The sequence below is a fragment of the Nostoc sp. CALU 546 genome, from assembly GCF_048836525.1.
Genome location: NZ_JAWJTF010000079.1, coordinates 23,923 through 45,131, shown reverse-complemented (window position 1 = coordinate 45,131; position 21,209 = coordinate 23,923). Strand labels below are relative to the sequence as shown.

At 41.0% G+C, this 21,209-nt stretch carries 16 protein-coding genes; 13 read left to right on the top strand and 3 right to left on the bottom strand.

Annotated features, from left to right (window positions below; genetic code table 11):
* From RRG12_RS29725 to RRG12_RS29715, 3 genes are all read left to right on the top strand, one after another.
* A partial coding sequence (locus RRG12_RS29725) for a plasmid replication protein, CyRepA1 family (protein WP_420761665.1) occupies window positions 1-3,452 on the top strand: 3,452 nt, incomplete at its 5' end.
* 439 nt (window positions 3,453-3,891) lie between these two features.
* Complete coding sequence (locus tag RRG12_RS29720) at window positions 3,892-4,851, top strand: tyrosine-type recombinase/integrase (RefSeq protein ID WP_420761666.1); 960 nt, start codon at window positions 3,892-3,894, stop codon at window positions 4,849-4,851.
* A gap of 1,029 nt (window positions 4,852-5,880) precedes the next feature.
* Window positions 5,881-6,576, top strand: a complete 696-nt coding sequence (locus RRG12_RS29715) for a hypothetical protein (protein ID WP_420761664.1) — start codon at window positions 5,881-5,883, stop codon at window positions 6,574-6,576.
* A gap of 63 nt (window positions 6,577-6,639) precedes the next feature.
* On the opposite strand, the gene RRG12_RS29710 is transcribed toward RRG12_RS29715, so the two are convergent.
* The 3 genes from RRG12_RS29710 to RRG12_RS29700 form a co-directional block, all read right to left on the bottom strand.
* Entirely contained in the window at window positions 6,640-6,873 is a 234-nt protein-coding gene (locus tag RRG12_RS29710; protein WP_420761663.1) for a hypothetical protein, read from the bottom strand.
* A gap of 223 nt (window positions 6,874-7,096) precedes the next feature.
* A complete protein-coding gene (locus tag RRG12_RS29705; protein ID WP_420761662.1) occupies window positions 7,097-8,146 on the bottom strand; it encodes a hypothetical protein in 1,050 nt (349 codons plus the stop codon).
* A gap of 372 nt (window positions 8,147-8,518) precedes the next feature.
* Window positions 8,519-9,193 (bottom strand): hypothetical protein, encoded by a 675-nt coding sequence (locus RRG12_RS29700; RefSeq protein WP_420761661.1) that lies wholly within the window; start codon window positions 9,191-9,193, stop codon window positions 8,519-8,521.
* Between the two features lie 312 nt (window positions 9,194-9,505).
* Here RRG12_RS29700 and RRG12_RS29695 point away from each other — a divergent pair, with 312 nt between their 5' ends.
* The 10 genes from RRG12_RS29695 (at window position 9,506) to RRG12_RS29650 (ending at window position 21,209) form a co-directional block, all read left to right on the top strand.
* Entirely contained in the window at window positions 9,506-11,131 is a 1,626-nt protein-coding gene (locus tag RRG12_RS29695; protein WP_420761660.1) for an ATP-binding protein, read from the top strand.
* 3 nt (window positions 11,132-11,134) lie between these two features.
* Window positions 11,135-11,650 carry a DUF192 domain-containing protein gene (locus tag RRG12_RS29690; RefSeq protein ID WP_190900035.1) on the top strand — a complete coding sequence of 172 codons (516 nt, stop codon included), beginning with the start codon at window positions 11,135-11,137 and terminating at the stop codon, window positions 11,648-11,650.
* A gap of 277 nt (window positions 11,651-11,927) precedes the next feature.
* Window positions 11,928-12,533 carry a hypothetical protein gene (locus RRG12_RS29685; protein WP_420761659.1) on the top strand — a complete coding sequence of 202 codons (606 nt, stop codon included), beginning with the start codon at window positions 11,928-11,930 and terminating at the stop codon, window positions 12,531-12,533.
* Window positions 12,534-12,702: 169 nt separating this feature from the next.
* A complete protein-coding gene (locus RRG12_RS29680; RefSeq protein WP_069074926.1) occupies window positions 12,703-13,017 on the top strand; it encodes a hypothetical protein in 315 nt (104 codons plus the stop codon).
* A gap of 322 nt (window positions 13,018-13,339) precedes the next feature.
* Window positions 13,340-16,162 (top strand): hypothetical protein, encoded by a 2,823-nt coding sequence (locus tag RRG12_RS29675; protein ID WP_420761658.1) that lies wholly within the window; start codon window positions 13,340-13,342, stop codon window positions 16,160-16,162.
* A gap of 2 nt (window positions 16,163-16,164) precedes the next feature.
* Window positions 16,165-16,875, top strand: coding sequence for a hypothetical protein (locus tag RRG12_RS29670; protein WP_420761657.1), 711 nt, complete (start codon window positions 16,165-16,167; stop codon window positions 16,873-16,875).
* A gap of 54 nt (window positions 16,876-16,929) precedes the next feature.
* Entirely contained in the window at window positions 16,930-18,048 is a 1,119-nt protein-coding gene (locus RRG12_RS29665; protein ID WP_420761656.1) for a hypothetical protein, read from the top strand.
* Window positions 18,049-18,094: 46 nt separating this feature from the next.
* Complete coding sequence (locus RRG12_RS29660) at window positions 18,095-18,886, top strand: hypothetical protein (protein WP_069074533.1); 792 nt, start codon at window positions 18,095-18,097, stop codon at window positions 18,884-18,886.
* On the top strand, window positions 18,883-20,469 hold the full coding sequence (locus RRG12_RS29655; RefSeq protein ID WP_420761655.1) for a TrbI/VirB10 family protein: 1,587 nt from the start codon (window positions 18,883-18,885) through the stop codon (window positions 20,467-20,469). Before RRG12_RS29660 ends, RRG12_RS29655 begins: the two co-directional genes overlap by 4 nt.
* Complete coding sequence (locus tag RRG12_RS29650) at window positions 20,466-21,209, top strand: hypothetical protein (RefSeq protein WP_420761654.1); 744 nt, start codon at window positions 20,466-20,468, stop codon at window positions 21,207-21,209. Before RRG12_RS29655 ends, RRG12_RS29650 begins: the two co-directional genes overlap by 4 nt.

Here is a 21,209-nt window from a genome sequence, read left to right as displayed (position 1 = left end):
AATATCCAAACAATCTCACGGCTGCGGAGTACCATGAGTTGTTAGCTGGTAGCGCCATTCATCCGGCGTTGATTAAGCGCAACTTTTTCCATGTAGAGGGAGAATCAGTTTATGATTTCCTGTTCATATCTGATAAAATCCCACGCAAGAATGCAGGGCGAGTCACCGATGGATACTTAAAGCTGTATCAGCATTTGCTGTTGGGTGGGACGTGGATTCAATCACTTGACCCATTCAAAAACTGGCAACCGATGGAGTGGGGAAGAATTAAGCCCAACTTCCCGCGCATTGATTGGCAAAAAGGCAAGGCAGTTAAGTACGAGTCACCCCCAAAAACCCCCAACCGCGTTACCTACTTTGATGTTGCTAACCCCATCTGGGACAAAGTTGCAAAGCGTTATTTAATTAAGCGCTATCATTCACTTTTAGCATTGCGCTTGCTGGATCAACTCAATCCATTAATATTTTGGGAGTGGATAAAGCAGCACCCAGAGATTCCGATTATCTTATGCGAAGGGGAAAAAAAGGCTGCTTGCTTGCTGAGTCTGGGGTTTGTAGCGATCGCACTTCCGGGAATTTGGAACGGGCGCGTGGGCAAACGGGATTTTGATGAACGGTTGCATCCTGACTTAGTACCGATGGCTCAGGTGGGGCGCAAGTTCATTATTTTATTTGACTACGAAACTTCTTCTAAAACCAGGTGGTCGGTGTTTCAAGCCACTGTTCGCACTGCAAAAGCAATCGAATCGGCAGGTTGCTTTTGTGAAGTTGCATTACTGCCGGGGCCAGAAAAAGGCGTTGATGATTTTGTAGTTAGTCGCAGTGAAGATGCCAATGCACTACTAACTGCAATTATAGACGATGCCAAATCACTCAAAGATTACCAGCGCTCGTATCGGGCTAAGAAATGGGGACTAAGTAAATATAAACCAGATGTCACAGTCAATATTAAATATTTGACCCAAGCACTCTGCATTCCGGATCTGGAGGAAAAATGTTCATCTGTCCCGCCACTTTATGATATCGCAGAAGAAAAATTGTTTACCCCAAGTGTTAGCTCTACAAGCTGTAAAGAGGGAGAAGGAAAACAAGAGTTAATAATTTCTGACTGCCCTGACCACAAACCCAGTACCCAAAATCCCAAAAAGTCTTTTCGTTTTCCAGAAATTGGACTGGTTGTACTGTGGAGCGACATGGGTACTGGTAAAACTGAACTTATGCGCTGGTGGCGTGACCAAAATCCTGATGCCAGATTTCTCAACAATGGACATCGGGTTAATTTGTTGAAAAATCTTGCCGAACGCTTGCGGACGGCGATGTATTCCGACTTGGGTTACACAGGTTTAGCCCAGGCTCAAGCCCTTAGTATTACTATTGACAGCTTGCACAAACTCAATACTCAGTCTCTCACCTACGGCTGCATATTTATAGATGAAGCTTGCCAATACCTCACCCACTTACTACACAGTAATACTTGCAAACAGCACCGTGCAGCAATCCTAGAAGTACTGGAATATATAGTATACAACGCGCCGTTAGTGGTGATTGCTGATGCACACATGGATGATTTAACGGTAGACTTCTTTCTTGCAATGCGACCAAAAGGTGAAGTACCTTACATTATCAAAAACGAGTGGCGAAACGGGGAGCGCACAATTTATTGGTACGAGGGGGATAATGAGAGCGCCCTAGTCGCCCAAATCTCGGCAGCGTTGATGCTTGGAGAAAAAGTCATGGTTGCCAGTGACAGTAAGCGTTTTATTAAGAAACTCGACAAATCCTTTACTATCAAGTACGAAGAATCTAACTCCGAAAAATCACATACACCACAAAAATGGCGCATTTGGTCGGTTCATTCAGACAATTCTGGCAGTGATGAAAATGTCGCTTTCATCAAAGATATCACCAACGCCGTCAAAAACTTTGATGCCTTGTTCACCTCTCCCAGTCTCGGTACGGGTGTCGATATTTCGGAGTATCATTTTGACTTAGTATTTGGTGTGTTTCACGGCGTTTCCCAAACCGCTACTGAGTGTGCCCAACAACTGTACCGCTATCGTCCAAAAGTCCCGTTTCATATTTGGGTGGCCCCGCGTCCTCCCTTTGGTTACAAGGATACTAACGCATCCAAGATTAAAGAGCGCTTGCTCCAAACCAATGAAATGACCGCTTTTCTGTTGCGGATTGACAGAGAAACGGGTAAGCGGGGCGCAGAGAAAGATTGGGCGCTTGAGGCTTACTGCCAAATTATGGCTAACCGCCACTATTCTCTCAATAATCTGCGTGATGATTTGCGTGAGCTTCTCACCGAAATGGGCAATACATTTATATATGTGGGAAGTGATTCAGATCCTCAATCTCTCGAAAGTCTAAAAGCAGCAGCACAAGCTTTGGATAGTGCCCACAATTCGGCTGTTGCCAAGGCCAAGAATATTACTTTGAGCGAGTACCGCGCCCGTCAGAGCAAAGATTACCTTGACCCTAATGAAATTTTTGAATGCGAAAAATTCCGCATTTCTGATTCTTACGGCATTGAAGTAACCGAATCACTCGTAGAAATGGATAAAGGTGGCCGCTTAATTAGAGCGATCGCTGGACTTGAAGCCATTTTAGCCCCACCCGAAGAATCGTTTACTGACCCCAAAACTGGGCAAACTTATCCTACCCCACCAACAATTGTCACCCAAAAAGACCGCACCGAGCGCGACAATCTACCTTTGTGCATCGACTGGGGCAATTACTCGGCACGGTGGCTGGCTAGATTTAACCTGGGACTGCATCAAATTCTCACTTCTTTAATGAAGGGTGATGAAGTTACTGCCGATGACCCCACTTTGCTCAAGATGACCGAGATCGCTATACATTGTGCTGCTCACGTCAAAGCAATTCTTGGGTTTACTATTCCCCTAGACTGTAAACCTATTTGGTTGCTAGGCACTCTTATAGAGCAGCTGGGGCTAAAGCTGACTTTCCGCAAGCAGGGCAAGCGGGGTCAACAGGTGAAACTTTTTTCTTTATCTAAAGAGGAATTAGAATTTGCAATGCATGTAATTGCTCATCGCGTGGAAAAGCGTAATCAAAAAGAAAATCGAACCTATTATGCTGCTCAAACTCCTGCTGCGTATAGTGCAAACCCTAATCACCAGCCCGTATCCACACCCCCCCTTGATGCTATAGGGAACTCCCATTGCCAAGGGGAGGATACTACCGAATTTGAGTCGCCTCCGACAGATCGCGTTACCCTACTCCACTGCGTAGAAATACTTCGATCTGGTATTTCTCGTGGAGTGGACGCAATTAAAGGCATTCTCAAGCGATGGGTTGAAGATTTGCGTTGGGAGACAGTACTGGAACTTGAGGCGATCGCGGCAAATGAACTGCGACTTGTGGAAGCTCAAGTTCCTGAATTTTACAGCTTGCTAAGTGAAGAAGTATTGCCGATGGAGGGGTGAGGGATTAATTGGGAGCAACTGTAAGCATATAAAAAAGTTCAACAATTCTAGTCTCTCAAAGCATTGATTTAGAGTGGTTAGGTGTAAATCCCGTGAAAATAAGTTGAACAATTTGGGGCTTTAAAGGCATCAATCTACCACTTTTTCAACACAGAGACACCAAACTCAAATAAAAAAGTTGAACAATTAGGAGAGTGATGCTTTGAGAATGTGGGCGCATCGCTTTAGTAATAACGTAGCGTGGGCGCGTGGGCGCGATGTACAGGTTCTTTCAAGCGATTTATGGACGGATGCCTGGAGCGGGATAAAGCACCTAACAGAAATTGTTGGACTTTATTATTTATTATTGTTGAACTTTTTTATTCCTCTACAGCAACGCGATCGCGGTGTCGCCATTGGTGGGAAAATTACTTATGAGAAGGACAGTTCTGATAAGCAAATGCCCCGCCAGTCAGTTACATCAATAGTTCTGACCAATCCCCCATCTTTGACAATTCACCCGGCTGCGGTGTACCTGTCTGTGCTGTCGTTAGGTTCTAAGCGCACAATGGAAGAGGCATTAAACAAAATCGCTTCTTTACTCACCAATGGGGAGTGTGACGCTTATACTCTCGACTGGGCAGCGCTGCGCTACCAGCACACTGCGGCCATACGCACTGCCTTGGTGCAGCGATATGCCCCAGCGACAACTAATAAAATGCTGTGTGCATTGCGACGAGTGCTAAAAGAAGCGTATAGATTGGAATTGATGGATGCAACTGATTACGCCAAGGCTGTGGATTTTCCTAGCGTTAAGGTCAAAACAAGACTCAGAGGTAGGGCGCTTTCTTCTGAGGAAATAGCAGCACTGATGAGAGTTTGTATTGAAGACCCTACATCGCAGGGTATTAGGGATGCAGCACTAATTGCTATACTGCGTGGTGCAGGTGTGCGGCGCTCTGAGGTGGTCAACCTGGATTTGAAAGATTTTAGTGTCAACACAAATTCTCTGGAAGTGCGTGGCGGTAAAGGGGGCAAAGACCGCACGGTGTATTTATCAACTGCTGCAACTGCTGTGGTAGAAGATTGGCTGTTGGTTCGGGGTCGCAAAGCTGGAGCGCTGTTGTGTCCGATTCGCAAAGGCGGAGAAGTACAGCTGCGACGTATGACTTCTCAAGCGGTACTGCTGATAGTGCGAAAACGGGCGGCTGTTGCTGGGGTTGAGTCATTTTCTCCCCATGACTTTCGCCGGACATTCTGCTCAGACCTGCTAGACTGTGGCACTGATATTGTCACTGTCCAGAAATTAGCCGGACATGCAACGCCAGCGACAACTTCCAAGTATGACCGCCGAGGAGAGGAGCCTAAACGTAGGGCTGTAGAAAAATTAGATATTTCCTATACTCCCCGAAGGAGATAACCTTCAGCAAGTTTTTTTAACTTCTAACATTGGCACGCTTTGCTACTTGGCACGCTTGATAAGCGTGCCAAGTAACACAGGAGCGAGGCGATCGCTTCATCTTCATGCAAGCCAATTTTCCCGATTTGGGTGGTAAGGCACTTACCCGCTCATAAAGATACGAAAGTATGATCGAGATCCACGCCACACAACAAGCAATTAAGAACACGGCTGGTATCTTTTTTTGTGGTTCCCCCTAAAAATACACCTTTAAAGGAAAAACCTAAAAATCGATGAAAAAAATAAACTAAAAATGACTTTATAGTTAAGAAGTAATACAACAGGTTAAAGAGCATACTCCTAACAGTTAACTACACAAATATTACAGGTGTAGGTTTGGGTTAGAGAAAACGGGCAAAGGTGCTTATTTTAAGAAACTTGTACAAAATTCTTTCCTGCATCTGTTGTTTTCATGCCAAATCAAGCTTATCGGAATAGCCCGCTATCTAATCGCTATCACGCCATAAAACTATAGAGTCATTTTAAGTTTATTTTTTGAGAGTGGTTTGATTCCTCTATAAAAAATTCTTCAAAAAACGGACGGGTAAAACTTGCTCCCCAAAAACTCAAACTTTTCTCCGATGCGTTTGGACACTAATTATTTAAAACTGACAACTAATTTTTTAATGGACACCAGGGCTTAAAAGCAGGGGCAACTTTTAGAGACGCTATGCGTAGCAAGATCCCCGTAGGGGTACAGACTTACTGTACTGGATGCAATTATTGCTTTCTTACTTAGCAATCTAACTAGGTACTCAGCACTGTTTCGATGAGCAAAAATTAGATAAAGCAATCCTGCAAGTGTTTAAGCCTGAGATAATTTTTGATCGCTAATGGTAGCCGTTGGCAGTAGCATCTCTTTACAAAAGCCATCGCTTGAAGAATGCGCTGACACACTTGGCGATGATAGCATCAAGGTAATTCATCATGATGAATTACACGATTTAATAAGCGTGGAGAGTCCAAGTTTACCTAGATGATACGCTTTACATGAGCAATACAGGGCGGAAAAAAAAATTAGCATCTTTCAACTGTGACCAAAGGAAGTGGGAGCAGTTTATCGCCTGTTGCAACTCGAAAGGGACGACCGCAACAGCCACGCTGCTCGAATTTATCGATCTCTACTTAGGCGATTCCCAAGATAAGGTTGATGCAATAGGTGGTAACGATTTAGACGAACACTTAGATTCTCAGATTAAGGCAAGTGTTGAGAAGTACTTAGTTACGAGTAACAATAGTAACGCCAGTCCGACCAACGAAACAATAATAGCTATTTGCGAAAGACTTGATAAGCTTGAGTCAGAGTTTTCAAATGAATCTAATAGCAACCAAACCACAGTAATTGATAATCTCGCCAATTTAGAACAAAAAGTGGAGAGAATGGCAGCTCGAATGACACAGTTGGCTGAGGCGATCATTAAAATTCAAGACTATCTCAACAACCAACAAAAGCGGGGACAGAAATCGTACTACAATAATTCATCCTTCAAAGTGCATACTCCCCGAATGCAACCGTTAACTGAAGAAGGTTTAGCCAAGAGGCTTGGTGTAAGTGAGGAAACTGTACGCAAGGAGCGAATTAATCTTCCCCCACCGCTTTTTGTAGCATGGTGTAAGAACAAGGATAGAGCAGGGTTGGGATGGGAATTTAACCAAAATACGGGATTCTATCAGCCAGCAAGTTAGTATTTTGATTAATTTCAACTTGTCGCAGGGGATGTGCGCTCTGCTGTTGCCAATTTGAATTTTTTAAAATCTGATTATTTCACAACCTTCAAGCAATTCGTCATAAACAGTTAGTTGTTGTGTTTTTAAGTGATTTGGTAGTGAATCATCATCAAAGGTCAAAGTAACAATATAAGTATTTTTGAGACTAAGAGATGATTTGCTGATATCGGTTATTGCCGCACTCATGCCGCTTCGAGTCCCAATCAAATACCTTACTGATTGCCCGATCTTTAACTCTGCTGCTGGAATAGCCATAAATGTTAAAAGTGTAAGTTAAGCAGTAGTCTGGTTGGATGCAACGGATCAAGTGCTTGAGCCTGGGCAATGGCGTAACCGCCCTTTCCGGTGGTGATCGCTAAATATTGCTTTTTATTTTGGTATTTCTCTTTAGCCTCAGCTTTTGTTGAAGCTTTTTATTGTTGAGAGAGAGCGTGCCATTCATTGGTTGCTCAACAATATTTAAGATAATTAATCGTTTCTACTTGTTGAGCAACTCTAAGTCCCAGGTATAAAAACCAATCTGCTCAGGAACCCTAGTGAATCGGCCTGTGCGATGACCCCGTGATAACTCATTCAATACCTTGTTTCTCACTTCTCCAATCTCAGTCGCAGTGAGTTCGCCATAGATTCCGTTGATAATTTCTGAAACCCCAAAAACTTTACCCGAATTATTTTCTAAAAAAGTTGTTAGTGCATCAATTAAAAACTGACCCTGAAATTCTTTGAGCATTGGTATCTCTTTGGGCCGAGGCGGCAAAACTTGTTTCTTATTTTTGCCTTTGACTGTGGTGGACGAATTTTTCGTCTCCGGTTTTGGTAGCAAAGTTAAAGACAGAGTATAATATCCCGGTGATCCTGGGACACTGAACCATTTGTTAGTTTCCTTACCATGAGTGAGGGATGATTGAACTCTGCCTTTGATGACTTTGAAGGCATCCGGCTCTAATTCTCCATAAAGCATTTTGACAATAAAATCGATGTGAACAATTGTGCCAATGTGTTCTGCCAAAACCTGTTCAATAGCTTCCGGGCGAGACAGCGATTGGAAAATAGGCAGCATGGCCGTCTCGGTTCCAGAGAGCGCTTGCTGTTGAGTTGATGTTTCTATCGGTGGCTTTAGGAGGAATGGACTATCTGTAGCTGCATCAGATTCTTCACCTGACCAAGCTTGTATAAGTGTGAATATATTTTGTTGAGTGGAGTCAAGCAATTGTGTTGCGACTGTTGATGTATCCTGTGAATCGTCTAGCTCAAGATGGGTAATAGGTTCAACATCGTCATTAACAGATTCCTCACTTAAGAATAAGAAGAAGTTTTTTCCTTTTTCAGAGGTGAATTCTTCATTATCATTATCTACCTCCTCAGTCAAAGACCAGTTAGATAATAGAGCTTCTACATGAGTGAGATTTGCTTTTGCTAGGGAATATAATTTTTCGTACTCTTCTACAAGAGGTGCGTAGTAATCTCGCAATGCTAATAATGACTCGATTGCTTTTTGGGGAGGTGATAAAGGAAAGGGGCTATTCATCAAGTTTGAAATTAACTATACCTTGCGACACTCGTATAGTTATAAAACGACATCGAGTGAATTGGAAAAGAATTGACAGTTTTACACCTATTGTAAAGTATTTGAGCCAGGAATACGGTGTAGAATTACCTGCATGGAATGGCACGCTTGCTCTTTGCAAACCCCTACTATTACTGGATGAAAGGGTATAGGGTTGCAGGTATTGGGGTGTAGGGAATGAAGAAGATGTTGAATTGACGCAACTAAAATTCAATTTTCTTAAACACACGAAGCTGCAACCCTACCCCCAACAAGATAGCCCAGACGAGGTTTCACGTTTTCTTCGTGCCATTCGGACTTGACCCCAATATTAGTTAAATTGAAAGAGAGTTCCTAATCAGCTTTCTTCCACTCATCAAATGATTGACAAGCTTTCCCTGTAGGAATTAGCCCATTGGAGGATACACCAAAATTTGTAAGAGTTGCATTTTCTATTTGTGCATTTGCGACAGCATCTCGCAATATCTTCTCTTTTTCCTGTTTTGGCACGATTTCTATTTTCGCATCTTTAGGTTGAGGATTACTGCCTTTCTTTAGTGGAAATTCTCTGACAACATATAATTGCTCTTGTTTAGCAGTACCTGATGCAAGACATCCCCTAGATTTGACAAAAAGAGTTGAGTCCGATGAAATATCAGCAAAGAAGCTAGGCTTAGTGATAAACTTTATTTCTCCAGCAGGGCCCCATACATAAATGGGTGTCTGGAAACCTTGAGTAGGAATATCTTTGGTTTCATCACAGCCCAAATTTATTTTTCTATTTAAATCTACGCCAGCATTTCCGCAAACTTTCCAAGTTACTTTGTATAAATCAGGTGTACTCTGGACAAACTGTTTGAACTTTTGCTCTCGCTCTGCTTCTACTGCTTTTTGAGCAGAAGCAGCTTTTTGTTCTGGTGATTGGCATGAAGACACTCCCAAGCTTAACAGTAAAGCAAGTGCATAAATCTGGTTTTTGTTAAGATTGAATATCATAAAAACACCCAACTCAGCATAATTTTTTGTCACTATTTTAGCAGTTAATTAAGGTTGAAAATCAATTTCATCAAATATATTTACTTGATTTATGGATAGATATAGCAAATAGTAAATATGAAAAACAGTTGAGATTTAAATACTAATATAACTTGCAGTTTACTGATCAGATAGCAGTAAATTTAAGTAAAATTGCTCACTCAGACAATGCGGATAAATTAAGAAAGAATGGCATATTGTACTCAAAAAGCAAGAGGTAAAAGTACTGTATTTTTCAATACTTTTATCTGTAGAAAGAATTTTTCACAACTTTTATGATCTGGATGAAGTTCACCTAAAAAACTGATGAATACTGGGCTGATAGAGCAAGTATTTGAGCTGATAAAACTAAACAATCCTTTGATTGCGGTAGAATCTCCACTGCAAGAGAGGCTTAGATTTTTAACAAATCTGGCGAGGATGTGTGCTTACCAGAATATTAACTGTTATTTGTGGACACTGGAAGATGACCATCTGCATCAGTTACTTTGCAATGGGCAAGACTTAAACCTTTTGCCAGTAGCTGAATATCAAGCCAACGCTAAAAATAGGCGAGAAGATTATTTTGAGATTTTGCGGTTCTGGAAAACTACCCACTTAGAAGGAATTTTGATAGTAGAGGGTATATTTCCCTGGATTGGTACAGGAACAAGCGATCCTGATTTCTTTTTGACTAGCGAGTGGATCAAGTCTGCCTTGATTAATTTAAAGCTTTATAACACCAGTTCAAACAAAACAGCCCTATTACTGGGGTCAAATGCCAGTCTGTCATCTGACATTGCAGCACTTGCGCCGACAATAGTTCAACAACTGCCAACAGAGGAGGAAATCAGCGATTACTTAGCATCAATACTTCCCACAGAGGTAAGCGAAGAGGAAATCAAGGAAATAGCTCAAGCATCTGTAGGGATGTATATAGCAGATATTGAGTTTCTGATCAAAAGCGTGAGTAGGCTAGATAGTGAAAGTCATGGTCAAGAGTTGGTTAAAAAACTGTCTGCCTACAAAATCAACTTACTTAAGCGAGTTTACAACATAGAATTCTTGCAACCAGTGACAATTGCAGTCGGGGGTTTAGAACTGATGCAAGAAGCATTTAAGAAATACAAGCGGCTGCTCTCACCACTGGCGAGAGCTTATAATTTGCGATTACCCAAGGGAGTGTTATTAATCGGGCCACCAGGCACAGGTAAATCTCACTCAGCTAAAGCTTGTTCCCAGCAGATGGGAATACCATTAATGATCGTAGAGTGGGGTAACTTTCGCAGTTACGGCAACATGGCGGAATACAAACTCAAAAAATTATTGGCACTGGCAGATAGGATTAATCGTATAATATTATACTTTGACGACTTCGATAAGGGATTTGCGGGAGATGATGATTTATCACGAAGACTAGCGGGGATGCTGTTAACCTGGATGCAAGAAAGGACTAGTGATGTATTAATTATTGCTTCTGCCAACAACATTGAATGGCTACCACCAGAACTGACCAGAAACGGGAGATTTGACGACATTTTTAAGGTGGATTTACCCAATAATGGGGAGCGACACTCAATTTTTAAAATTCACCTTGCCAGATTTGATTATCGGTTCCGTGATAGAGATGGGTTCAGTGATGAAGAATGGCGTAGACTGCTCAAAGCGACCCATCGCTGTGTGGGTGCGGAAATCCAAGCAATTGTGGAAAGGGCGGCTATCTCTACTTTTTGCCTGATGTTCACAGACGATGTTCCACCTATAGGTGAACTGCCGCCGCTAGAAATTAGACTTGAAGCATTATTGTCAGCGAGAAATAATATGAATCCTCTGGCAATCCGGGAAGCTGAACGGATTGAGGGTATGCGAAACAAAGCTGATTTACAGGGTTTACCGTCCAGTCCCCTTGACTCAAGTATATATAGTGCCGGCAATGTCAATATTTTTGGTTAAATTATGCAATTAGTCAAAATTCCCACAACAATCGACTTATATGCTGCGGCTTACAAACTGTTAAATATTCTTGGCCCAATTGCGGGAATATCAATAATTGTCGCTTCATCAACTATCGCCTACTTGCAAACTCGTCCCCAGCATTTACCCACAAAGCAGATGCTCACCTACAATCATCGGACATTCAAGTTGGAAGTAGCCACCACACCTGTTGAATTAGAGAAGGGGCTGAAGTTTCGCAATCATTTGCCCGGCGATCGCGGGATGTTGTTTAATTTGGGCAAGGAATACAAAAATGTCCCCTTTTGGATGGAGCAAGTAAAAATCCCCCTAGACATCATTTTCATCAAGGATAGTATGGTGACGACGGTAATTTACAACGCTCCACCTTGTGCAAAAAATCCTTGTCCAATTTACAGGGGTAGTGTTGCTACTCAGGTTTTAGAACTGCCCTCTGGTGCTGTTAAAATTCAAGTCGGCGACAAGCTCAACATCCAGCCATTATCGGTTCCATACTGATGAGAAAACCAACAAAGGGAAAAAAGTCAATAGGCAATCTGGCGCTTATTTCTCTAAATTTCATCAATGAATATAAAATTGTATACCTATATAATTTTAAATACTGATAATAAACAGCTATAACATCTATATAAGCAGTCTACTTGCTAGATTTGCTGTGAAATAGATTGTATTAAATATTCTATGTAGGCAAAGGTACGGTTTTTTTTAGTACTTTGGTTTGTAGGTTTTGTGGGTGAAAACCCGAATAATATGCGTATCGTTTCAGGAGAACGAAATGCATACTTACCACGACGAGACTGAAAGGTTTGTTAATACCGATACTGCTGCTGTACTGGCTTCAGGAAAAAAGAACAGCAAGATAACAAATAGCACACTAGCGCTAATGGGAGCGACGGGTACGGCAATGATCGTGTCGATGTCAGTCCATAACATCCTCTTAGGTGGATTGATGATTGCTACGGCGATCGCTATAGCACTACCAAAGCAATCTCAAGCTCTGTTGACTAATTTTGAGCAGATACAACGCAAGTATGGAGTCAATCTTTATGCGGTGTTGTTTACGATTTTGACGGTTGTTTGTCTACTTGACTTTGCTTCCTCGCCAGCCGATGCACAGTTTTTTAACACTGCTCAAACCTGGATGACTAATACCTTTGGTAATGCTGGGAACGGACAAACACAAGCAGTTGTAGCATTGTTCTTCAACGTATTAAGGGGTCTGTTCTTACTCTACGTAGGCATCAGCCTAGTCCGGGTTGTTCAAGCGGCCCGCAACGATGAAGATTGGCAAACATTAGCCAGAACTCCATTAATTATTGTCCTTTCAGTTTTTGTAGGAGATTTAGTTACTGGCTTGATTGTTGGTGGAGGTGCGGCATAACCAACAGTAAACAGTTATCAGTAGAGAGTGATGTATTTATCTGCATCGTCAGAGTCCCCCATTTTTCACTCATTAGTAGGTAACAGTTAGGGTCAAACTATTTGACTGAAACTGTGATAACTGATAACTGATTTAATACAGTCTTTTCATGCTGAAATAGTTTGAGATCATGAAAAATGAAAATAAATTTCGGACTGTAAATAGAATTTTGGGAGACAGACCCAGATTAGGCCCATTTCCCGCCGACCAAATTTTTCCTTGGTCAGTAATAGGAGTAGTGAATGTATTTGTTGTTTCTTATACATTTCAAGCTGGATGGTTAGCAACTGGATTAAGTATTGCTTGGGGATGGGCAACATGGTGGGTAGTTTCTACGAATAAAGATTTTTTGGGAAAATTTATCGGCGTACCACGAATTAGTAGAGGTTATATGCCTTTTAAAACATTGAAAAAGAATACAAAAATCAGAATTAAAAGGGAATAGGGAACAGGCAACAGAGGAATTCCCAGAATTAAAGAAGTAGGTTGAGAGTCAAAATTCACTCCGTCAGGGGCGATGCCCTGAGCTTGTCGTAAAGCCTGCGGCATAGCTACGCTTAGGGCGTAGCTTCTCCAAGAGTTGGGTCATAATTCAGGAATGTAATAGACCGAAAAAGCGGTGCTTCGTAGCATCTCCGGCTCTGCTCCTGAATTCTTCTTGAATTTCTCATTTTCTACCGTTCCCACTTAAGAGTTAAGAGTTCCCTGTTTTGTAACAGTAAATAATTTGAATCATCCACCAATCGTAGATAATTTGCGCCTTCATAATGAAAACTCCGAAACCATCTAAATATCCAGATAAATTAGGTAAGAAAACATTAGAAAAAGAGCAAATTGAGTTTGCTAAAGTCTTGACTCCCTTTGAGGACATTATTCATTTAGCAGGGATTTGCAACTTGAATTTAGGCGGGAGAAAAGGCATAGGTGCATTGATTCTCAAAAAAGGTGAATCTATTCAGATTAAATTTTGTTTTGATTGTTTAGGGATTCATCCGAATTTAGCCAATGAACAAATATTACCGATATTCGAGGGGATAGAAGCCGGACTTAAGGAAATCCCAGAGCAAGAATCAATGACCATACATTTTGGTTCATTTACTTCGGATTATGAACGGCAACAAGAACTTAAGCAAATTGAGAATACTTGTTCAGTCGAACAACTTAAACTCTTGATTCGTAGTGAAAGATTACGAATCAAAGGATTAACCAAAAGTGGAATCCGAAAAAACAAATTCTTGAGGTTATGGTGTACTTATACTGTTGCTTCTGATGAGTCACGGAATCAAGATTTTGTTGAGTCTATTATTAAACAATTGGAGAAATTCTGGTACAAATTCACTGGAGAAATTCACTACATTAATAATACCAAGATTGAAAATATTCTGCAAAATTCATTTAATGCTGGTTTTCAATCATGGGAGAATTTGCTGAGTAATAAGATGAAATTAGGGATTAAAGCTTTGAGTCCTGAAGAACTCTGGACGGTAATCTGGCAGCAATTTAACCATTCTCCACCAACAGCAATCCCAAATCCCTTAAAAATAGATGAAATAAATGGACTAATTGAAACCCAAACAAGCGATTTTCACATCCGGCATCATTTACTAGAAGATGAGCAGTCTTTACCATTTTTGGATCGTCAATGGGTAAAAATCCAAGATAAATATATTGGAGCGCTGAATTTTAGTCAAAAACCAGGGGGCTGGATAGACGAACAGGGACAACTAAGATATCTCTGGTCACTGATATCTAGAGATAGTATTTTCGATACTGAAATCATCTGTCAAGTTACGAAAGCTAACCAAGGAATCACAAAAACTAATCTGCAAAGACTAACTAAACAATCGATTACTTCTACGACATTATCCAGTGATAAAGGTAATATTGATGTCAAGTCGGGACTGAATATTGAGTCAGCAGTAGAAGCTCAAAAGACGATTTACAAAGGAAATGTTGTCGTACACACGGCTGTAGTCTTTCTGGTACACCGTCAATCAACACGCTCTTTAGATGAAGCTTGCCGTTACCTTGCGAGTTACTTCTTGCGTCCGGCGGCAGTTGACCGGGAGATAGAATACGCCTGGAAGACATGGTTGCAGTGTTGTCCATTTGTTTGGGAACCACTGTTAACCAAGCCTTTTAACCGCAGACTGCCATATTTTAGTTCGGAAGCACCAGGGCTGATGCCTTTGATTCGCACAGCCACAGGAGATCGGACTGGGTTTGAGTTAATTGCAGAAGAGGGGGGAACACCTGTATATCTAGACTTGTACCAAAATCACAAGAATCTAGCTGTTTTCGGTGCAACTCGTTCGGGGAAATCAGTACTGGTGGCTGGAATTCTTACACCAGCACTTGCCCAAGATATCCCAGTTGTCGCTTTAGATTACCCCAAACCAGATGGTACATCTACCTTCACTGACTACACTAATTTGTTGGGGAAAGACGGGGCTTACTTTGATATTTCTAAAGAATACAACAATCTTTTTGAGTTACCGAATTTGCAAGGGCTAGAACCAGAAATTATCAATGAAAGATTGAATGATTTCAAGGAGTTTTTGAAATCAGTGTTAATGACAATGGTGATTGGAACTAGCATGATTGGGGTTAGTCCTGGGATGATTACCAATATTGAATCAATCATTGCTTTAACATTAAAAATATTTTTCAACGATGATGAAATCAAAATGCGCTATAAGTTAGCGCTCTTATCAGGAGTGGGAACTAAGGCATGGACAGAAACTCCAACACTGCAAGACTTTTACAAATACTGTTCCCCAGCCTTTATTAAATTAGATTCTATTGCCAGTAACAGTCGAGACATCATGGAAGCTTTAGAACAAATTCGACTCAGACTTAATTACTGGTTAAGCACAAGAGTTGGACAGTCAATTTCTCGCCCTTCTAGTTTTAGAACTGATGCAAAATTACTTGTTTTTGCATTAAGAAATTTATCAAGTGAAGCGGATGCAGCCATCTTAGCTCTGAGCGCTTATGCTGCTGCACTCAGACGAGCGTTAGCATCGAAAGTCAGTATCTTCTTCCTCGATGAAGCACCAATTTTATTTCAATTTGAATCAATTGCAGATTTGATTGGTAGATTGTGTGCAAATGGTGCAAAAGCGGGAATTCGCGTAATCCTATCTGCCCAAGAGCCAGAGAGTATTTATCAAAGCAAGGCAGCATCTAAGATTTTTGCAAATATTGGGACTAGATTAGTCGGGAGGATACAAACCTCAGCAGTAGACCCATTCATAGATAGATTTAAATATCCTGCCGAAATCATTCGAGTTAACAGTACAGAAGCTTTCTATCCTCAAAAATCGGGGATTTACTCTCAATGGTTGCTTGATGATAACGGTAAGCTCACTTTCTGCCGTTATTATCCTGCACACTGTTTACTGGCATCTGTTGCCAACAATCCCCATGAGCAAGAATTGCGGACTCTTTTTCTGAAAAATTATCAAGATAATCCTTTGTTAGGAATCGTCAAGTTTACTGAGGATTATATCAAGATGATTCGGTCAGAAGAATTATCTGAGGAAGCTAAAAAACTCATGTTTCAATTACAAAAAACAAAGGTGGCTTAAGCATGAAGAATCATCAAAAACTTGCTGTACTATTTTCTGCTACTGTAGTAAGTTTATTACTAACTACACCCAGTTATGGATTAGTCATTAGTGATTTTTTTAGCTCTATAGTTGATGATATTAAAGGTGAAGTAAGTCAGATCGAAACTTGGACAAAATCGCAAATAGATCAGAGTTGGGCTGGCATTAAGGAAGATGCTCAAGCTGCAATTGATAATACTGTCGGAGAGATGGGAGCGCCAGATCCGATTGCTAGTAGCGATGAACTAAAAAATCGGATTGCTGATACTTACTCTTTACCAGTCGCTAAGGAAAAGGGGCAAGATTTAGAGCGAGAACTCACAAGAGCTTCAATCATCAGTGTTGTAGGTAAAACTGGGCAAGCAGATACGTCTCAAAAAATAGAGAAAACAACACAAATAGCTCAAGACGCGAAAACCATTGCTGACCAAGCTCAAGACATGGATGCTTCTCAAAATGTCCTGAAAGCGATCGCCGCTCAAAATGGTCTGGTGGTTTCCATGTTGGCACAACAGCGCACTGATTCATTGCAATCAAGGCAGGATAATTCATACTCCAATCTCATGCTGACTCAAGTTGCAGAAAACACAGCAAATGCACGCAAAAAACAAGATTTGAATGAATTAGGTACTCTTTCTTTGACCCATGAACTTATCGGTATATCTCGTTTAGATCCAACGCAAGAAAATTAACCAGGAGAGGAAACTCTTAACATCTTCCTGATTCCTTATCATCAATTCACCCTTATGCTTTCAAAAAATTACTTATTCGCTCAATCTCAGTTTGCTGGTGCAGATTTACTTGAACAAGCAAGTAATACAGCAGATTTTATTGCTCAAGGTTTTAATCAGACTTGGGAAGAAACTATCACAGGTGATTTATATGCTGCTATGTGCAAAGTCGGTGTATTATTCGCCGTTGCAACATTTGTTTTTTTCATGGTTGAGTGGACAAAGAAAATGCTCTTAGGTGATGAACAACGTGCATACACAGATTTTATTTGGGTGTTGATAGTTATAGTACTCCTAGCAAATAATGGCAAAGCTTTAGGAGCAGGTACTCTCGGAATCAGAAATTACATTAACAATACAAACCAATACATGCTAACACGTACAGCAAAAGGTATTGATTTAAGAGCTGCATATCAAAAAGCTTTGGGTGTAGAAGCGGTGCGTGGAGCTATTGCGAAAGAAATAGAAAATTGCAAAACCTCGTCTTTGAGTCCAGAAGAATCTGTTAAATGTCTGTCGGATGCTAAAGATAGACTTCAACAAGACTATCCGAGTTATTTTACTGGTGAAAGCGGCCCGTTTTCGTGGGTCATTCAAAAAATAGACAGAATTATTCAAGCTCCAATAGAGGCAATTAAAGGTGGGGCTAATCCTATACAAGTAATACTTTCTCCTTTCAGTGCTTATATTGGTTCTTCGGTCATCGAAATTGTTTCCATTGTACTGATTGGGTTGAACGGAGCTTACCAATGGGCGATTGAACTAACGATGTTGTTAACAGCACTTCTCGGCCCTTTAGCTGTAGGTGGTTCTTTGTTACCTTATGGTGGAAAAGCAATTTTTACTTGGCTTACGGGTTATTTCGCTGTAGGAATGGCAAAACTTTGTTTCAACGTAATTGCCGGATTAGCCGGACAATTGATTGCTACCTCTAGAGCAGATCAACCTCTATTCTTTCTTTTTACAATTGGGATTTTTGCTCCTTTCTTAGCAACTGGATTAGCAGCTGGTGGTGGTTTAGCTGTACTTCAACAAATCAACAAAGCGCCTGAAACCTATAGCACAATCGCTATTGATGCTACTAAAGCTATAACAACATCTGGTGGTAGTTTAGTATCAAAATTCAGTAAATAGAGGTAATAGCTAGATTAAGAGTTCCCTCTTCACCAAGAATCTAACAATGTTTAATACAAAGAATGGTACAAAGGCAAAACCAGAGCCGTTACAGCTTCTGCAATATAACAAATCTGTCCCAACTAGAATCGGAATAATTTCACTGGCTGGGTTTTCGATGGCTTTGTTCTCTTTATTACTACAAATCCTTAATTATGGGGCAGTCAGTAGTTTAGGTAAAAAGCAGTTAGCGCTAGTACAATTGTCATCAGGAGAATCAGTCGTTGCCCAAGCAGTAGAGCCGAATGAACGCTCAGATGAAGTTATTAAAAAATTTATTTCTAACACATTTATCAAGATGTTTAACTGGGATGGACTTGTTCAAACTTTTAATGAAAAAGGAGAACCCATTACTAAACAAGATGCTGGTATAGATGTAGGTAGAACTGAACGTTCTAATGGCAGAGTAACTACTTCTTCTTATGAAGCTGCTTATGCAATCAGTGAAAAGCATGATTTTCGGACAGCATTTTTGCGTAAGCTAGCTCAAATGACCCCAGCAGGGGTATTTAACGGTGATACACAAGTATCTTTGATTCCCCGCTTCATTTCATCACCTCGCAAAATTAAAGATGGTCAATGGTCAGTAGATTTAGTAGCTACTCTCGTTACTTTTACAAGAGTTGATAATGCAGGCAAAGGTATACCCTTTAACAAAACTATTACTGTAGAAGCCATTAGTACACCGCAAAACATCCCTAATGATACTACTGCTCTGGCAAAGAAAATATATCAAGTCAGGCAAGCTGGATTAGAAATTACGCAAATCGTCGATTTAAATTTGGCTAACAGACAATGACAAATACTCACATTAATAGCTCATCAACTGTAGATGATTTTCTCCAAATAGATGATGACTTAAAATCTTCAGCAATGAGTTCAGATTCTAGCCCAAGGGAAATTACGTCAGAGGGAGAATTAGATAATCCATCAGTCACAACTAAACATACAGTAATTACTTCTCCCTGGTCAAGATTGTTGGTCATAGCACTCCCTTTTGGATTGACCTTCCTAGCTATATTTTGGCTGCTGAATGGAATTTTTAATCCTGATAACCGCGATACTACTAAAACTATTGAAGAACCAAAGTCTTCAGTAAATAAAGAACAAGTTGAGCAAACAGATGGGGATGTTTACGCTAAGTTAGCGCTGAATCAGCAAGAAGATGAATTAAATAAGATTAATCAGAGTAAGCAGGAAGTTAAAGTTAATAATAAACCTGTGAGTGTTGCAGCTTCACCACCAACACCAACAGCTAGACCTGTGGCACAAACACAAAGTTATAGCCCTAGACGATATTACGTTCCGAGTAGAACTAACCAGACTATTTCATCACCACCTCGTAATCAAACATTGCCAAGAATTAGTAATCCTGTTAGGACTGTTACGCCGAAAACAGAAACGCCAACAGACGTGATAGCTGAATTTAATCGACTTCGCAGCTTAGGATCTTACGGAAAAATCGCTTATACACCTACTTCAAATGACCAGCAGATATCAGCAGAGGCAACATCCTTTCAAACGCCGAATACAACACGAATTCAAGTACAGCCACCCAATAGTGCTTATACAACACAGCAAACACGCCCTAACTTCTCTAACAGTACATCCACAGAAATTGAGAAAATTCGCCCTCGTTGGTTAGCCGATTCTAAATCTGATAAACAAATAGCAGATGGTAATTACTTGCCTCAAGAAAACCAAATTCTGCAACAGCGTAAAACTCGCTATTTAGTTGTTGGGGAATTCGCAAATGGTGTTTTAGTGACTCCAGTGGTCAAGCAGCAAAGCGAAAATACTCGCTTCCAACAACAGCAGGCTCCAGATGATAGTAAACGCTATGTTGCTAGATTAACGGCTGATTTGCATGACAACTATGGAAATGTGGCAATTCATAAAGGCACTTTATTGGCCGTTGAACCCCTACAGGTTAATGGTGGCTCTTATGTAAGTGTGCAAGTCACGAGCATTATCAAAGATAACACTGAGTACCCAATTAGTAGCGGTGCAATTTCTGTATTAGGAGAAGGCGGGAAACCGTTGTTAGCTAAACAGTTCCAAGATAAGAAAGGGGGAGGTTCTGACTTGACTGTGGGATTAGTCAGTGGTTTGGGCCAAGTAGGAACAATCCTGAATCAATCTGATTCCAGTAGCAGTGTAATTAATTCTGCTACAGGGACATTTAGCTCTAGCACGACTTCAAACAGCCAGCGCAATATTGGCGGGGCATTCTTGCAAGGTGCTTTTGGCAAGCTTAGTGACACCATTGCTCGTCGTGCAGAAACTTCTAACCAAGAAATCACCGCTCGTCCCAATGTTTGGTATATCCCACAGGGGACGAAGATTACGTTTTTGGTGAATCGTTCTCTGGAGTTGCCATGAAGAAGTTAAAACTCATGACAGCGCTCCAGCTTGGGGTTGCTGCTTTTTTGGCAGTGTGTCTAGTTCCAGTCAAAACCTATGCTCAAAGTACAGTCCGCACTATAAAGCAATCTCAGGTTAGTGGCAGCACTGCCAAGCTGCAAAAAATTAAGGTCTGGAATGGCTCAGGCGTATCAATTTCATTTTATGAAGTCAATGAGATGGTGAAGCGGGTGTGGATTGACGATCCCTCGCAAGTTCTGATTGACACTGATGGTTGTTTAGAGGGAATCGACCAGAACTGTCAAAACAGTAGTGCTGGATTACTTCACTTACGCCGGATTAAAAAGCTTCCGGTTCCAGGACTGCCGCAAACAAGTGCAACTTTGCTTACAGTGATTACTCAAACTGCTTCTGGCTCGCGCAAAGTTTACCATTTTCAAGTTACCCCATCTAATTCCCGTCCTGAATACAGTCAAGTGTCAATTATCTCGGATAAACCATCTTCAAGAGTTACTCGACCCTTATTATCGCCATTAGTACAAACTATCAACACCACAAAACAAATCAGGGCGGGGATGAGCGTAGCGATTAGTAATGGTTTGCTCTCCTCATCTGATGAACTTCACAATCGGATTGAGCAATTCTTGACTCATTTTCAAGCTGGAGAGCAAATGCCTATTGCTGCTGCTCAGGCTGGTGTCTCACTTAATTTAGTTAACAAATTAATCGAGCTTGGACAAAAAAACAGGACAGAGTGA

Bases quoted from the DNA above. Each gene is read 5' to 3' on its own strand.
- RRG12_RS29710 (WP_420761663.1), bottom strand. From the start codon at position 6,873: ATGGCTATTCCAGCAGCAGAGTTAAAGATCGGGCAATCAGTAAGGTAT.
- RRG12_RS29675 (WP_420761658.1), top strand. From the start codon at position 13,340: ATGAAAACTCCGAAACCATCTAAATATCCAGATAAATTAGGTAAGAAA.
- RRG12_RS29685 (WP_420761659.1), top strand. From the start codon at position 11,928: ATGCATACTTACCACGACGAGACTGAAAGGTTTGTTAATACCGATACT.
- RRG12_RS29665 (WP_420761656.1), top strand. From the start codon at position 16,930: ATGCTTTCAAAAAATTACTTATTCGCTCAATCTCAGTTTGCTGGTGCA.
- RRG12_RS29695 (WP_420761660.1), top strand. From the start codon at position 9,506: ATGAATACTGGGCTGATAGAGCAAGTATTTGAGCTGATAAAACTAAAC.
- RRG12_RS29715 (WP_420761664.1), top strand. From the start codon at position 5,881: ATGAGCAATACAGGGCGGAAAAAAAAATTAGCATCTTTCAACTGTGAC.
- RRG12_RS29680 (WP_069074926.1), top strand. From the start codon at position 12,703: ATGAAAAATGAAAATAAATTTCGGACTGTAAATAGAATTTTGGGAGAC.
- RRG12_RS29650 (WP_420761654.1), top strand. From the start codon at position 20,466: ATGAAGAAGTTAAAACTCATGACAGCGCTCCAGCTTGGGGTTGCTGCT.
- RRG12_RS29655 (WP_420761655.1), top strand. From the start codon at position 18,883: ATGACAAATACTCACATTAATAGCTCATCAACTGTAGATGATTTTCTC.
- RRG12_RS29670 (WP_420761657.1), top strand. From the start codon at position 16,165: ATGAAGAATCATCAAAAACTTGCTGTACTATTTTCTGCTACTGTAGTA.
- RRG12_RS29660 (WP_069074533.1), top strand. From the start codon at position 18,095: ATGTTTAATACAAAGAATGGTACAAAGGCAAAACCAGAGCCGTTACAG.
- RRG12_RS29705 (WP_420761662.1), bottom strand. From the start codon at position 8,146: ATGAATAGCCCCTTTCCTTTATCACCTCCCCAAAAAGCAATCGAGTCA.
- RRG12_RS29690 (WP_190900035.1), top strand. From the start codon at position 11,135: ATGCAATTAGTCAAAATTCCCACAACAATCGACTTATATGCTGCGGCT.
- RRG12_RS29720 (WP_420761666.1), top strand. From the start codon at position 3,892: ATGCCCCGCCAGTCAGTTACATCAATAGTTCTGACCAATCCCCCATCT.